Here is a 14,343-nt window from a genome sequence, read left to right on the forward strand (position 1 = left end):
ATACGGCACCGGACCCCTCACCGGGGCCGATCACCCCAGGCCGAGCACCCGCACGGCGTTGTCCTTGAGGATCATCGGCCGGACCTCGGGCTTCATCTCGAGGGTCTCGAAGTCCGCGAGCCACCGGTCCGGGGTGATGACCGGGTAGTCCGAGCCGAACAGCACCTTGCGGCGCAGCATCGTGTTCGCCGCGCGCACCAGCTGCGGCGGGAAGTACTTCGGCGACCATCCCGACAGGTCGATGTACACGTTGGACTTGTGGGTGGCGATCGAGATCGCCTCGTCCTGCCAGGGCACCGACGGGTGGGCGAGCACCACGGTGAGGTCGGGGTGGTCGGCGGCGACGTCGTCGAGCAGCATCGGGTTCGAGTAGCGCAGCTTGATCCCGCGCCCGCCCGGCAGCCCGGCGCCGATCCCGGTCTGTCCGGTGTGGAACAGCGCGGGCACGCCGAGCTCGGCGATGGCGTCGTAGAGCGGGTAGAAGCGCATGTCGTTCGGCTCGAACGCCTGCAGGCTGGGGTGGAACTTGAAGCCGCGGACCCCGTGCTCGGTGACCAGGCGGCGGGCGCGGGCGACGGCGGCCTTGCCGGTGTGCGGGTCCACCGAGCCGAACGGGATCAGGACGTCGGCGTGCGCGGCGGCCGCGTCGGCGATCTCCTCGCTGGACAGCGGCGGGTGCCCGGTGCCCGACGGCGCGTCGACGGTGAACACCACCGCGGCGATCCGGCGTGCCCGGTAGTGCTCGGCGATCGCGTCGATCGTCGGGGTGCGGTCCTGGTCGGCCTTGAAGTACGCGGCCGACGCGTCGAGCAGCTCCTGGTCGAGAGCCAGACAGCCGTGGCCGTCCTGCTCGACGTGGACGTGCACGTCGATCGCGACGACGCCGGCGGGGTCGATGGGCATGCGGGGAACCTCCGTCAGGGGAGCTCGGTACGGGACTTGGCCTCGAGCAGCGCGGCGAGGACGGCGTCGCGGCGGGCGGCGAGCGCGGGGCCGTCGAGGTCGCCCAGCTCGGCGTGGACGCCGTCGACCAGGGTCGTGGCCAGCTCGGGGGTGAGCGTGACCTGTCCGAGGTCGCGCCACCACCGCTCGGTGGGCGGACCGAGGTGCTCCAGGATGTGCGCGAGCCCGCCGGGGCCGCCGGACAGGTGCTGGTTGGCGAACGGGCCGAGCACCGCCCAGCGCAGGCCGGGTCCGTGGGAGATGGCGGCGTCGACGTCGGCGACGGTCGCGACACCCCGCTCGACCAGCGAGTACGCCTCCTGCCACAGCGCGGCCTGCAGCCGGTTGGCCAGGTGGCCCGGCACCTCGGCCCGCAGCCGGACCGGTCGCTTGCCGAGCGCGGTGTAGAAGGCCGTCGCGGTGTCCACGGCGGCCTCCGCGGTCCGTTCGCCCGGGACGACCTCGACCAGCGGGATGACCTGGGGCGGGTGGAACGGGTGCCCGACGAGCACCCGCTCGGGGTGCCGGGCCGCGCCGCGGGCGATCGTCGTCGGCAGCAGGCCCGAGGAGCTGGAGGCGAGGACGACGCCGGGTGCGGCGGCCTCGTCGAGCTCGCCGAACAGGGTGTGCTTGAGGTCCTCGCGTTCGGGGCCGTTCTCCTGCACGAACCCGGCCGGCCCGGCGGCGGCACCGGCGCTGTCGGCGAACGTCAGGTTGCCGACCGGGAGCGGGCCGTCGTGGCCGGGGAACGGGCCGAGCGCGGCGAGGTCGGCGCGCAGCCGGTCCTCGGCACCCGGGGCGGGATCGAAGGCACGCACGTGCAGGCCGCGGGACAGGAACAGCGCCGTCCAGCCGACGCCGATCACCCCCGTCCCGACGACGGCGACGGTGCCGATCCCGGCCGCCCCGCCGGTGCCCTCGCCGGTGCCGGTGCCGGCGGGGTTCCCGGGCGCGCTCACGCCGGCGTCCCGGAGACGAGGCGGACGAACGCGTCGAGCGCGGTGGGGTCGGCGAGCACGTCGCGGGAGGCGACGTCGTCGACGGCCGCGCCGAGCAGGATCCGCTTCACGGGGACCTCCAGCTTCTTGCCGGTGCGGTTGCGCGGCACGACCGGCACCGCCTCGACCCGGTCCGGGACGTGGCGCGGGGTGAGCTCGCGCCGCAGCGCGGTGCGGATGCGGGCGACCAGGGCGTCGTCGAGGGGGGTGCCGGCGGCGGGCTGCACGAACAGCAGCAGCTCGCCGTTGCCGCCGGCGGGGTCCTCCAGGTGCACGACGAGCGAGTCCTCGACCTCGGGCAGCTCCTCCACGACGCGGTAGAACTCGGCAGTCCCCAACCGGACGCCGCCCCGGTTGAGGGTGGCGTCGGAGCGGCCGGCGACGACCGCGGAGCCGTCGGCGGAGAAGCGGACCCAGTCGCCGTGCCGCCACACCCCGGGCCAGGTGGCGAAGTAGGTGTCGCGGTAGCGGCTGCCGTCGTCGCCCCAGAAGCCGACCGGCATCGACGGCATGGGGGCCCGGATGACCAGCTCGCCGAGCTCGCCGACGACCGGGTGGCCCGCGTCGTCGAACGCGGCGGCGTCGACCCCGAGGCAGGGCCCGGAGATCTCGCCGGAGCGCACCGGCTGGAACGGACTCCCCTGCACGATGCCGGAGCAGACGTCGGTCCCGCCGCTGCCCACGTTGAGCAGCACGTCCGGCCCGAACTGCTCGGTCACCCAGCGGTAGCCCTCCGGCGGCAGCGGGCTCCCGGCGGCGCCGATCTGACGGACCGCGGACAGGTCGTGCTCGACGGCCGGGCGCAGCCCCGCGGCGCGCGAGGCCATGAGGAACCCGGGGCTCGCGCCCAGCAGCGTCGCGCCGGTCTCGGCGGCCAGGCGCCACTGCCAGCCGAGGTCGGGGTGGGCGGGGTTGCCGTCGATCAGCACGATCGACGCCTGCCGCAGCAGCCCGGAGACCAGCGCGTTCCACATCATCCAGGCGGTCGTGGAGTACCAGAGGATCCGGTCGCCGGGACCGAGGTCCCAGCTCAGGGCGTGGTTCTTGAGGTGCTCCAGGAGGATGCCGCCGTGGCCGTGCACGATCGCCTTGGGCAGCCCGGTGGTGCCGGAGGAGAACAGCACGCACAGCGGGTGGTCGAACGGGACCGGGTCCGCGCCCGGCTCCGGGTCGGCGGCCAGCAGTGCGTCCCAGGTCATGGCGTCGGGCACGGTGTGCGGCCCGTACGGCACGGCGACGACGTGGCGCACCCCGGGCAGCCCGGCGCGCAGGGCGGCGACCTCGTCGCGGCGGTCGACGTCGCGTCCGGCCCAGCCGTAGCCGCCGACGGTGAGCAGCACGACCGGATCGACCTGGCCGAACCGGTCGAGGACGCTGCGCGCGCCGAACTCGGGTGCGCAGCTGGTCCAGACCGCGCCGAGCGAGGCCGTCGCGAGGAACGCGACGACCGTCTCGGGCAGGTTCGGCAGGTAGGCGGCGACCCGGGCGCCGCGGCCGACACCGAGCCTGCGCAGCCCGGCGCGGGCGCGGGCGACCTGCTCGCGCAGCTCCGCCCAGGTCAGCTCGACCCGGTCGCGGGTCTGGGAGTACGCGACGACGGCGGTGCGGTCGTCGGGCCCGTCCAGGGCGTGCGCGGCGTAGTTCAGGGTCGCGCCGGGGAACCACTCGGCACCCGGCATCTCCCGGCGCCCGAGCACCGCCCGGGGCGGGGTGTCGAACCGCACCCCGAGGTGGGTCGCGACCGCCGACCAGAACGCCTCGGGCTCGGCCACCGACCAGCGGTGCAGCGCGGCGTAGTCGGGCAGGGCCAGGCCGTGCTCGCGCTCGACGGCGGTGACGAAGCGGCCGATCTGCGTGGTCTCCCGGACGTCGTCGGCGACGGGGCGCAACAGCTCGCTCACCGGCGCACCTTCCCACCGCGGCCGTCGAGGAAGGCCCGCATCCGCTCCTGGGCCTCGGCACTCGACGAGGCGACCGCAGCGACCAGCGACTCCATCATGAAGCCGTGGTCCGGGGACGCCTCGGCGATCCGCGGCAGCGCCTGGAGCACCGCGACGTTGGTGATCGCCGAGTTCCCGGCCACGGTGCGGGCCAGCTCGCAGGCGCGCGCCAGCCCCTCCCCCGGCCCGGCGCGGTAGTGCGACAGACCCAGCGCGTGCCCCTCGTCGGCGTCGAGGACGCGGCCGGTCAACATCATGTCGGTCATCCGGTGCACACCGATGAGCCGCGGCACCCGCACCGAGCCGCCGCCGCCGACGAACAGCCCGTGCTGGCCCTCGGGCAGTGCGTAGAACGTGGAGTCCTCGGCGACCCGCAGGTGGGTGGCCGAGGCCAGCTCCAGCCCGCCGCCGACGACGGCGCCCTTGAGCACCGAGACCACCGGCAGCCGTCCCTCGGCGAGCCGGGCGAACGCGCGGTGCCACATCCGGGAGTGCTCCATCGCCGCGACGACGTCGCGGACGCCGAGCTCGGACAGGTCCAGCCCGGCGCAGAAGTGGTCCCCCTCGGCGTCGAGGACGACGGCGCGCACCCCCTCGGGCGGGCGGGCGAAGAAGTCCTCGATGCCGAGCACGGTCGCGTCGTCGAGGGCGTTGCGCTTGCGCGGCCGGGACAGGCGCAGCACGGCGACCTCGTCGTGCCGCTCCACCGTCAGCGACTCCGGGAGTCCCATCACGACACCTCTTCCCCGGCGGCCGCGGCCGCACGCAGGTCGACGCGCCGGACCTTGCCGGACGCGTTGCGGGGCAGCTCCTCGACGAACCGCACGTACTTCGGGACCTTGTACCGGGCCAGCCGACCGGCGAGCAGTGCGCGCACGGCGTCGGCGTCGAGGTCGGCGCCGGGGCGCAGCTGCACCCAGGCCGCGCCGACCTCGCCCCAGCGCTGGTCGGGGACCCCGACGACGGCGCAGTCGGCGATGTCGGGGTGGGTGACGGCGACGGCCTCGACCTCGGCCGGGTACACGTTCTCGCCGCCGGAGATGATCATGTCCTTGACCCGGTCGACGGCGAACGCCCAGCCCTCGTCGCCGGCCCGGAGCACGTCACCGGTGCGGAACCACTCCCCCCGCCGCGACGCCGCGGTCTCGGCCGGACGGTTCCAGTAGCCCGGGCTGACGTGCGGCCCGCGGACCAGCAGCTCGCCGGGCTCCTCGTCGAGGGGGACGAGCTCGCCGTCGCGCTCGACGGCGACGTCGGTGAAGAAGTGCGGCACCCCGACCGAGGTCGGTGGGTGCGCGGCCGTCCCCTCGCGGGTCGCCATGTGCACCCCGGGCGAGGCCTCGGTCATCCCGTAGCCCTGCTGCAGCGCGACGCCGCGCTCCAGCCAGGCCCGCGCGACCCGCTCCTGCACCGGGGAGCCGCCGTAGACCACCGTGCGCAGCGACGACAGGTCGGTCCGCTCCCACGCCGGGGACTCGCACAGCATCTGCAGCATCGTCGGGACGGCGGCGAAGCTGGTGATCCGGGCGACGGCGATCCGGTCGAGGACCGCCACCGGGTCGAACCGGGCGACGAGCTCGACGCTGCCGCCCTTGAACAGCGTGGGCAGCGTGACCTGGGAGAGCCCGACGCAGTGGAACAGCGGCGAGATGCACAGCGTGCGCTCGTCGGAGCAGACGTCGACGTGGGCGAGCTGGTTGACCGTGTTCCAGGTCAGGTTCCCGTGGGTCAGCACGGCCGCCTTCGGACGGCCGGTGGTGCCGGAGGTGTAGAGCAGCACGGCCGGGTCGTCGAGACCGGCACCGGCGTCGTCGCGGGCGGGCCCGCGGGCCAGGTCCTCGACGCCGCGGACGACCGGGATCCGCGGGGCGGTCGCGGCGACGAGGTCGTCGGCGTCGGGGCCGTGCACGAGCAGCGTCGCGCCGCAGTCGTCGAGCATGTAGCCGATCTCGGCGGGGGCCAGGCGGAAGTTCAGCGGGACCGCGACCGCGCCGAGCCGCCAGGCGGCGAAGCAGGTCTCCAGGGTGGCGACGGCGTTCACCCCGAGCCAGGCGACTCGGTCCCCCCGGCCGACCCCCCGCTCCGCCAGGCCGCCCGCGATCCGGGCGGCGCGCTCGGCCAGCTCGGCGTGGTCGACCGCCCGGTGCCCGTCGGACAGGGCCGGGGCGTGCGGGCTGATCCGCGCCCGGCGGGCGGGCCAGGTGCCCAGCCCGAGGCCGGGACCGGTGATCGGGCTCATGGGGCTCCCTCGCTCCTTGATATCAATCAAGTTGATAGCAAGGTCCTTGCCATGAGGTCAAGCGTCGCCGTCCGGCGGGATCGGGTCGCGACCGACCAGGGCGGCCAGGCACCGTTCGAGGGCGTCGGCGAACACCTCGGCCTGGTCGGGCTCCAGCGCGCCGAGCATCCGGCGCTCGACGACCCCGGCCGCGGAGTGGCAGTCGGCCAGCACCTCGTCCCCGTGGGCGGTGAGCCAGACCTGCAGGACCCGGCGATTGTCCGGCGCCGCGCGGCGCTCGACGAGCCCGTCGCGCTCCATCGCGGCCACGAGCTGCTGCATCGCCTGCGGGGTCACGAAGTGCCGCCGGGCGAGCTGGGCCGAGGAGAGCCCGCCGCGACGCTCCAGCACGCTGAGCGCCGTGTACTGGGCCAGCGTGACCCGCAGCGGGCGCAGCGCCTCCTCCATCCGCGCCCGCTCGGCCATCTCCAGGCGTTTGACCAGGTAGGTCAGTCGCTGTCCGCGCGTCCCCGTCGGTACCGGCACCGCATCCGTCACGTGCGCGATCCTAACGACCCTGGCGTGAATGACAAGCTACTTGCTATAAAGCTGCTTTCCATCTCACCGAAGGCAGGGAGCTGCGATGACGCACCCCCGGTTCTCCCCGACCCAGCGCCGACGCGCGGTCCTGTCGAGCTACCTCGGCAGCCTGATCGAGTACTACGACTTCCTGCTGTACGCGACGGCCTCGGCCGTGGTGTTCAACCGGGTCTTCTTCTCCGACCTCGACCCGCTCGTCGGCACCGTCGCCGCGTTCGGGACGCTCGCCACCGGCTACCTGGCCCGCCCGCTGGGCGGGATCGTGTTCGGCCACTTCGGCGACCGCGTCGGGCGCAAGAAGATGCTGGTCATCAGCATGGTGCTGATGGGTGTGGCGAGCACCCTGATCGGGGTGCTGCCCACGTACGCGCAGGTCGGCGCGCTGGCCCCGGTGCTGCTGATCGTGCTGCGGGTCGTGCAGGGCGTCGCGGCCGGCGGGGAGTGGGGCGGCGCGGTCCTGATGTCGGCCGAGCACGCGTCGTCGCGACGGGGGCTGTGGGCCAGCTTCACCAACGCCGGTGCGCCGAGCGGCATGGTGCTCTCGACGCTGGTGCTGGCGCTGTCGGCGTCGCTGACCGGGGACGCGTTCCTCACCTGGGGCTGGCGGATCCCGTTCCTGCTGAGCGTGGTGCTGCTGGGCATCGGGCTGTTCGTGCGGCTGTCGGTCACCGAGACCCCGGTGTTCGCCGCGTCCGCCGCCGCCCGGCCGACGGCGCCGCGCCGGGCGCCGCTGCTGGAGGTGCTGTCCCGCCCGCGCAACCTGCTGCTCGCCGTCGGCGTGGGGTTCGGAGCCTTCGTCGCGCAGGGGACGCTGACCACCTTCCTCATCTCCTACGCCGTGCGCGCCGGGTTCGAGCGTCAGACCGTGCTCAACGCGCTCACCCTGTCCTCGGTGGTCGCGATCGTCGGCATCATCGGGTTCTCCGCACTGTCGGACCGGGTCGGACGCCGACCGGTCGTCCTGGGTGGGGCGGTCGCGACCGGGCTGTGGTGCGTCGCGATCTTCCCCATGATCGACACCGGCTCGGCGGTGCTGCTCACCCTGGCCGTGGTGGTCGGACAGGGCGTGACGCACGCGGCCTGGTTCGGGCCGACCGCGGCCCTGTACTCGGAGATGTTCTCCACCGGCTCGCGCTACACGGGGGCCTCGCTGGGCTACCAGATCTCCGGGATGGGCGCGGGGCTGTCGCCGGTGCTGTTCGCGTCGCTGCAGGCCGCCGGCTTCGGCACCGGGGTGCTGTCGGCGGTGATCGGGCTGCTCGCGCTGGTCTCGGTCGGGTCGGTGCTCGCGCTGCGCGAGACCGCCCGCGACGGTCTGACGGGCCCGGACGTCCCCGCAGCCGCGGGGACCACCGAGGGCGCCGCCACCCGCTGACCGCCGGCCCGCGCCGGTGTCCGCCCGCGGTCACGGCCCGGGTGTTCAGCGGCGCGGCGGCCCGGCCGTCTCAGACCCGGGCGTCCTGCGGGTCCGACGCCGGGGCGGGCAGCCGGGACGCGACGACCGCGACGACCACCGTCACCAGGGACACGACCGCCGCGACCAGGAACGCCGCGTGCACCCCGGCCGCGTCGACACCGGCGCCGGCCGAGGCCAGCGTCATCACGGTGATGAACAGCGCCGTCCCCGCCGCGCCCGCGACCTGCTGGAGCGTGGTGAGGATGGCGCTGCCGTGCGAGTACAGCTCGCCCGGCAGCGATCCCAGCGAGTCGGTCATCAGCGGCGTGAACATCAGCGCCAGCGCCGCGGACAGGCCCACGTGCAGCACCACGACCAGCCAGAGCGGCGTCGTCGCGGCGAGGGTGGTGAACCCCCACATCACGACCGCGAGCAGCACAGCGCCGGGCAGCACCAGCGGACGGGCGCCGAACCGGTCGTAGGCGCGGCCGACGAACGGACCCAGCAGCCCCATCACCAGCCCGCCCGGCAGCACCACCAGGCCCGCGACGAACGCGCTGTCACCCAGCACGTCCTGGATGTAGAGCGGCAGCAGGATGATCGCGCCGAACAGCGACATGAACCCGGTCGCGACGAGCACCAGCGACAACGTGTACCGGCGGACCGCGAACGGGCGCAGGTCCAGCAGCGGGGCCGTACCGGTGCCGCGCTGCAGCCGGACCTGGCGGTGCACGAACACCGCGAGCGCCACCGCGCCGAGCACCAGCGGCACCCACGGCGGCACCGCGGTGTGCGCGCCCCCGGCGGCGGACTCGCCGATCGCGGACAGCCCGTAGACGATCCCGGCGAACGCGACGGCCGAGATCAGGACCGAGGCGACGTCGAGCGGGGCCCGCGTCGTCTCCGCCTCGACCCGCAGCCGCAGCGCACCCGCGACCAGTGCGACCAGTGCGATCGGCAGCACGATCCAGAACATCCAGCGCCAGCCCAGCGCGGAGAGGATCACCCCGGACAACGTCGGGCCGACCGCGGGCGCCACCGCGATGACGATCGAGATCGTGCCCATCGTCTGCCCGCGGCGGCTCGCCGGGACCAGGCGCAGGATCGTCGTCATGAGCAGCGGGACCATCACCGCGGTGCCGGTGGCCTGCACGACCCGCCCGGCCAGCAGGAACCCGAACGCGGGCGCGACCGCGCACAGCAGGGTCCCGACGCTGAACAGACCCATCGAGGCGAGGTAGACCGACCGCGGCGGGAACCGCCCCAGCAGGTACCCCGTGATCGGGATGACCACCGCCATCGTCAGCAGGAACCCGCTGGTCAGCCACTGCGCGGTCGCCGGGGTGACGCGCAGGTCGGCGATCAGGGCGGGCAGCGCCACGCTCATGATCGTCTCGTTCAGGATCATCACGAACGCCGAGCCGACGAGCAGCCCGATGATCAGCAGGGCTCCGGCGGGCAGCCGCTCGGTGTCGCGGTCGGGGGCCGGCTCGGTGGTCACAACGTGCTCCTCGTGGACGGGACGGACGCGCCACCCACGGCGCCGACGGCACGGCGCCGGCACCCGTCGCGGCCGGGCGACGGGGTGGCGGTGTGGGAGTGGACCACGGCCGGGCGGGCGATGGCGAACCGTTTCCGCCCGGCGCCGGGGGGACAATGGCGCCATGTCCACCTACGACGTCGTCGTGGTCGGGGCGGGTCCCGCCGGCTGCGCCGCGGCGCTCAACGTGTTGCGGCTGCGGCCGTCGGCGTCGGTGCTCCTGCTCGACGCGGCGGCCTTCCCCCGCGACAAGACCTGCGGAGACGGCGTCGCGGCCGAGGTGTTCGACCTGCTCGACGAGCTGGGCGCCACCGGGGTCCGCACGCTCGGCGTCGCGGCGCCGCGACTGCGCCTGCGCACCCCGGCGGGCCGGGTCGTGCACCGCACCGCGCGCCGGCCGAACCGGGTGGTCCCGCGCCGGGAGCTGGACGCGGCGCTGGTCGACGCGGCCGTCGCCGCCGGGGCGCAGCTGCGCCGCCACCGGGTCCGCACCGTCGTCCCCCGCGGGGACCGGGTGCTGGTCGACGACGTCGCCGCCCGGGTCGTGATCGGCGCCGACGGGGCGAACTCGGTGGTCCGCCGCGCACTCGGCGCGCCGGCCGTGCCGCCGTGGTCGACGGCGGTGGCGATCCGCGGGTACGCCCCGGTGGCCGCCGAGCCGGGGACGCTGTCGATCGAGTACGCCGGCGGCGCCGTCCCGGCCTACGCCTGGTCGTTCCCGATCGCGAGCGGCGGCGCCAACGTCGGCTACGGCGTGTTCGACGAGCGCGGCGCCGGGAACCGGGCGTCGCTGCTGGAGCGGCTGGCCGCTCTGCTGCCCGGCCAGGAACCCGACCCGGCCACGCTGCGCGCGCACCACCTCCCACTGTCGACCGCGCCCCGGTTCCAGCCCGACGGACGGGTGCTGCTGACCGGTGACGCCGCGGCGAAGGTGAACCCGCTGACCGGCGAGGGGATCTTCGACGCCGTCGCCTCCGGGATCCTCGCCGGGCGCAGCGCGCTGCGCGGTGACGACGCGGGCGCCGCCCACCGCGCCGCCATGGAGCAGACCTTCGCCCGGCACCACCGCCACGTCGGTGCGCTCGCCCGGCTGGCGGCCCGCCCCGCGTTCCTCGACGCCGCGATCGGCGCCGCCGCACGGCACCAGCGGGTGTTCGACTGCGCGGTGGGGCTGGGGCTGGCGCGGGGCACGGTGTCCCCCGCCGCGCTCGCGGTCGTCGCCGCGCACCTGCCGGCCGCCGCGCTCGGCGCCGTGGTCCGGCGCCGGGCAGCCGCCCGCTCGGGCGTGTGAGCCGGTCCCGTCCCAGGAGCCGCCGCGGCCGGGCTCCGGTAGACAGGACGGCATGGAACAGGTTGTGCTGCTGGACGACGACGGCAACCCGGTCGGCGTCGCGGACAAGGCCACCGTGCACGGTGCAAGCACCCCGCGGCACCTGGCGTTCTCCTGCTACGGCGTCGACGACGCCGGCCGGCTGCTGGTGACCCGGCGCGCCCGCACCAAGACCGCCTTCCCCCTGGTCTGGACCAACACCTGCTGCGGCCATCCCGCACCCGGTGAGGACATGGCCGACGCGGTGCACCGCAGGCTGGCCGACGAGCTGGGCGTCCGCGCGACCGAGTTGCGGATGGTGCTGCCGGACTTCAGCTACCGCGCGTCGCAGGACGGGATCGAGGAGAACGAGCTCTGCCCGGTGTTCGTCGCCCGGATCACCGGTGAGCCCGAGCCGCGCCCCGACGAGGTCGAGGACCTGGCCTGGTGGAGCTGGTCGCGCTTCCGCGCCGCCGCCGACGACCCGGACTCCGGGCTGTCGCCGTGGGCCCGGCTGCAGGCCCCGCTGCTCGACGCGCTGGCCGACCCGCTGCTGGTCGGCGCCCGGAGCTGAGCCCGGGGCTGGTGGAATGGGCAGGTGGTCCCCGAGCCGTCCTCCGCGCTGTCCCACGACCTGTCCGGCGCGCTGGCCGCCGCCCTCGACGACGCACTCGACCGCGTCCCCGCCGCCCGGCTCGCGCCGGTGGTCGAGCGGCTGATCCGCGACTACCGCAGCGGCACGGTGCCCACCGCGCCGATCCTGCGCACCGACGACGACGCAGCCGCCTACGCCGCGTACCGGATGCCCGCCACGCACGCGGCGGTCCTCGACGTGCTGGAGCGGGCGGCCGCGCGGGTGCCCGAGCCGGTGTCGCTGCTCGACCTCGGCGGCGGGACCGGCGCCGCGGTGTGGGCGGCGGCACAGGTGTGGCCGTCGCTGGAGCGGGCCACGGTGCTGGAGGCCGCCACGCCGGCCCGGGCGCTGGGCCGCAGGCTCTCCTCCGGTGCGCCGTCGGCGCTGCTGCGGGCGGCCCGCTGGGAGGCCGCGGTGCTCGGCACCGCCCCGGTGCTGCCCGAGACCGACCTGCTGACCGCCTGCTACCTGCTCGGTGAGCTGCCGGTACCGGTGCGCGAGGCCGTCGTCGACGCCGCCGCCCGGGCCGCGCGGGTCGTCGTGCTCGTCGAACCGGGGACGCCGGCCGGGCACGCGCGCATCCTCGACGCCCGCGCCCGCCTGCTCGCCGCGGGCCTCACCGTCGCCGCGCCCTGCCCGCACGACGGGGCCTGCCCGGTGACCGGCGACGACTGGTGCCACTTCGCCGTCCGCGTCGGACGCAGCTCGCGGCACCGGGCGCTGAAGGCCGGCTCGCTGGGGCACGAGGACGAGAAGTTCTCCTACGTCGTCGGCGTGCGTGACGACGACGACGGGAGCGTCGGCCGGGCCCCGGGCCGCGTTGTCCGGCACCCGCAGACCCGCAAGGGTCTGGTGACGCTGCGTGTCTGCGAGGCGGACGGGACGCTGCGGGACACCCCCGTCCCGCGCAGTCGTCGGGAGCTGTTCCGGCACGCCCGTGACACGGCGTGGGGCGACGCCTGGCCACCCGAGTGAGCCTCGCAGGTTGCTCGCAAGTGGTGGAGGCGAACGTCACAGACGGAACGCGCCGAGGAACGTTGTGAATCCGTAACACGGACCGGCATCGTGGGCGACTGACCGGGCGAGACGGCCATCAGGTGGGCCGCGAGCAGCAGCATTCTCACAGATCGAGCACGACCATGAACGACTTCGTCGCCGGCGCTCCCGCCGACCGCCTGCCCACCCTCGTCCGCACACGTACCGGGTACCGCGTGTACGACCCGGCCCTGATCGCCGGCACCGACTACGTCGTCGACGACGCGGGCGACCTCGTCTACACCCGGCTCCCGGCCGGCGCGCTGACCGGCACCGCCGTCGTCGCGGCCGTCGTGGTGGCCCTCACCGTGGGCGAGAACAGCTGGTCCCGGTCGGCGCTCGCGTTCCTCGTCTGCCTGCCCCTCGCGCTCGGGCTGGTGATCGGGGTGCTGTCGATCATCCACGCGGTCACCGACCCGGTCCGGGCCTACCGTGCCCGCACCGGGCACACCCGCTTCGCCCGCGACATCACCGAGTCCGACGCCGCCTCCTGGCAGCTCTGCGCGCGGGCCGAGCGGCTCGCGGCGACGCCGTCGTGGCAGGCGGGCCGGATCGACCCGTCCCGCAGCCTCGGTGTCCTGCTGTGGACCGCCGTCGCCGGTGGGGAGGCCTGGGCCGCCGAGGCACTGACCCAGCTGGCCGAGCCGGCGACGGGCCCGGACCTCACTTCGGTCTGAGCACTCCCCCGGGACCGTCAGACCGCGTAGCGGGCGACCGGGAGCAGGGCGTCGGCGTCGCGACGGTCGGCGTCGGTCGCGACGCAGGCCCGCAGCGACCGCTGCAGCGCGTCGGAGTCGAGACCGGTGCCGATCAGGACCAGGGTGGTGCGCCGGGGCTCGTCGACGTCCCACCGGGTCCGGTGGAACCGCACGTACCGGCCGACGGTGTGGAGGTCCCAGCGTTCCCGGGCCGGGGCGGCGGCGAAGCGCACCGAGCCCTTGATCCGGTACAGCCCGGACGGCCGGGCGTCGAGCAGGTCCTGCAGGCGGGCGGCGTCGAGCGGTTCGTCGCTGAGGAACGTCAGGCTCTGGTAGCCGGCGTGCAGGTGCTGGGCGTGCGGCTCGTCGACGCGCTCGCCGAGCATCAGCTGCCGTCCCGGCACGATCTCGATGTCGAACAGCAGCGCCGGGTCCACCGCGCCGTCGCGGACCGGGACGATCGGCGCCCGCGGGTTCGCCTCGCGGCACCGCCTGCGGACCCGCCAGAGCGGCCCAGGCCCCACCCTGTCGATCTTGTTCAGGACGACGAGGTCGGCCATCGCGACGTGCTTGTCGAGCTGGGGGTGACGGCGCCGCGAGGTCTCGAACTCCGCGGCGTCGACGACCACGACGAGCCCGCCGAAGCTCAGGTGCTGGCCGAGTGCGGCGAGCACGAGCTGGACCAGGGTCCCGGGCTCGGCGATGCCGCTGGCCTCGATGACGACGACGTCGATCTCGTCGCGGCGACGGGTCAGCGTCTCCAGCACCGAGGAGACGCCACCCTCGCCGACCTCGCAGCACAGGCAGCCGTTGCCGAGCCCGACGACGTCGCCGGCCTGTCCGGCCACACGCATCGCATCGATGCCGACCGACCCGAAGTCGTTGACGACCACGCCGATCCGCGCGTCCCCGCCCGCGGCGAGGAGGTGGTTCAGCAGCGTCGTCTTGCCGGCTCCGAGGAATCCGGCCAGCACCACGACCGGGATCTTCCGGGGCATCCGTTATGCCTACCACGAGAGTGTCGACGCACCGT

The 14,343-nt window shown here is 74.9% G+C and carries 13 protein-coding genes; 5 read left to right on the forward strand and 8 right to left on the reverse strand.

Features of this window, described 5'->3' with window-relative positions; translation table 11 throughout:
- Positions 1-30: 30 nt before the first annotated feature.
- Genes couO through KPL59_RS03360 form a run of 6 tightly spaced genes read right to left on the reverse strand, consistent with a single transcriptional unit; the run spans position 31 to position 6,656 of the window.
- Positions 31-903 (reverse strand): 4-hydroxyphenyl-beta-ketoacyl-CoA hydrolase, encoded by an 873-nt coding sequence (gene couO, locus KPL59_RS03335; protein WP_164514865.1) that lies wholly within the window; start codon positions 901-903, stop codon positions 31-33.
- Positions 904-917: 14 nt separating this feature from the next.
- Positions 918-1,901, reverse strand: coding sequence for a 3-hydroxyacyl-CoA dehydrogenase NAD-binding domain-containing protein (locus KPL59_RS36685; protein ID WP_226359899.1), 984 nt, complete (start codon positions 1,899-1,901; stop codon positions 918-920).
- Positions 1,898-3,841 carry an acetoacetate--CoA ligase gene (locus tag KPL59_RS03345; RefSeq protein WP_226359900.1) on the reverse strand — a complete coding sequence of 648 codons (1,944 nt, stop codon included), beginning with the start codon at positions 3,839-3,841 and terminating at the stop codon, positions 1,898-1,900. The genes KPL59_RS36685 and KPL59_RS03345 overlap by 4 nt, the downstream gene beginning before the upstream one ends.
- Complete coding sequence (locus tag KPL59_RS03350; RefSeq protein ID WP_226359901.1) at positions 3,838-4,611, reverse strand: crotonase/enoyl-CoA hydratase family protein; 774 nt, start codon at positions 4,609-4,611, stop codon at positions 3,838-3,840. The genes KPL59_RS03345 and KPL59_RS03350 overlap by 4 nt, the downstream gene beginning before the upstream one ends.
- The gene (locus KPL59_RS03355) at positions 4,611-6,119 is read right to left on the reverse strand and encodes a long-chain fatty acid--CoA ligase (RefSeq protein WP_226359902.1); all 1,509 of its coding nucleotides are present in this window, start codon (positions 6,117-6,119) and stop codon (positions 4,611-4,613) included. The genes KPL59_RS03350 and KPL59_RS03355 overlap by 1 nt, the downstream gene beginning before the upstream one ends.
- A gap of 57 nt (positions 6,120-6,176) precedes the next feature.
- A complete protein-coding gene (locus KPL59_RS03360) occupies positions 6,177-6,656 on the reverse strand; it encodes a MarR family winged helix-turn-helix transcriptional regulator (protein ID WP_226353383.1) in 480 nt (159 codons plus the stop codon).
- A gap of 85 nt (positions 6,657-6,741) precedes the next feature.
- On the opposite strand from KPL59_RS03360, the gene KPL59_RS03365 reads away from it, so the two are divergent.
- Positions 6,742-8,073 (forward strand): MFS transporter, encoded by a 1,332-nt coding sequence (locus KPL59_RS03365; protein WP_226359903.1) that lies wholly within the window; start codon positions 6,742-6,744, stop codon positions 8,071-8,073.
- A 70-nt stretch (positions 8,074-8,143) separates the two neighbouring features.
- Here the strand turns inward: KPL59_RS03365 and KPL59_RS03370 are convergent, their stop codons facing one another.
- Complete coding sequence (locus KPL59_RS03370) at positions 8,144-9,595, reverse strand: DHA2 family efflux MFS transporter permease subunit (protein ID WP_226359904.1); 1,452 nt, start codon at positions 9,593-9,595, stop codon at positions 8,144-8,146.
- A 163-nt stretch (positions 9,596-9,758) separates the two neighbouring features.
- On the opposite strand from KPL59_RS03370, the gene KPL59_RS03375 reads away from it, so the two are divergent.
- From KPL59_RS03375 to KPL59_RS03390, 4 genes are all read left to right on the forward strand, one after another.
- The gene (locus KPL59_RS03375; protein WP_226359905.1) at positions 9,759-10,925 is read left to right on the forward strand and encodes a geranylgeranyl reductase family protein; all 1,167 of its coding nucleotides are present in this window, start codon (positions 9,759-9,761) and stop codon (positions 10,923-10,925) included.
- A gap of 52 nt (positions 10,926-10,977) precedes the next feature.
- Entirely contained in the window at positions 10,978-11,517 is a 540-nt protein-coding gene (gene idi, locus KPL59_RS03380) for an isopentenyl-diphosphate Delta-isomerase (protein ID WP_226359906.1), read from the forward strand.
- A 24-nt stretch (positions 11,518-11,541) separates the two neighbouring features.
- The gene (locus tag KPL59_RS03385) at positions 11,542-12,552 is read left to right on the forward strand and encodes a small ribosomal subunit Rsm22 family protein (RefSeq protein WP_226353387.1); all 1,011 of its coding nucleotides are present in this window, start codon (positions 11,542-11,544) and stop codon (positions 12,550-12,552) included.
- A 164-nt stretch (positions 12,553-12,716) separates the two neighbouring features.
- On the forward strand, positions 12,717-13,289 hold the full coding sequence (locus KPL59_RS03390; protein ID WP_020625846.1) for a hypothetical protein: 573 nt from the start codon (positions 12,717-12,719) through the stop codon (positions 13,287-13,289).
- A gap of 17 nt (positions 13,290-13,306) precedes the next feature.
- Here KPL59_RS03390 and KPL59_RS03395 read toward each other — a convergent pair whose 3' ends face one another.
- On the reverse strand, positions 13,307-14,308 hold the full coding sequence (locus KPL59_RS03395; protein ID WP_226359907.1) for a GTP-binding protein: 1,002 nt from the start codon (positions 14,306-14,308) through the stop codon (positions 13,307-13,309).
- Between the last annotated feature and the right edge of the window lie 35 nt (positions 14,309-14,343).

The organism is Pseudonocardia sp. ICBG1142, assembly GCF_020496255.1.
GTDB lineage: Bacteria > Actinomycetota > Actinomycetes > Mycobacteriales > Pseudonocardiaceae > Pseudonocardia.

Coding starts and splice junctions, on each gene's coding strand:
- couO (WP_164514865.1), bottom strand. CDS start 903: ATGCCCATCGACCCCGCCGGCGTCGTCGCGATCGACGTGCACGTCCAC.
- KPL59_RS03350 (WP_226359901.1), bottom strand. CDS start 4,611: ATGGGACTCCCGGAGTCGCTGACGGTGGAGCGGCACGACGAGGTCGCC.
- KPL59_RS03355 (WP_226359902.1), bottom strand. CDS start 6,119: ATGAGCCCGATCACCGGTCCCGGCCTCGGGCTGGGCACCTGGCCCGCC.
- KPL59_RS03365 (WP_226359903.1), top strand. CDS start 6,742: ATGACGCACCCCCGGTTCTCCCCGACCCAGCGCCGACGCGCGGTCCTG.
- KPL59_RS03375 (WP_226359905.1), top strand. CDS start 9,759: ATGTCCACCTACGACGTCGTCGTGGTCGGGGCGGGTCCCGCCGGCTGC.
- idi (WP_226359906.1), top strand. CDS start 10,978: ATGGAACAGGTTGTGCTGCTGGACGACGACGGCAACCCGGTCGGCGTC.
- KPL59_RS03390 (WP_020625846.1), top strand. CDS start 12,717: ATGAACGACTTCGTCGCCGGCGCTCCCGCCGACCGCCTGCCCACCCTC.
- KPL59_RS03395 (WP_226359907.1), bottom strand. CDS start 14,308: ATGCCCCGGAAGATCCCGGTCGTGGTGCTGGCCGGATTCCTCGGAGCC.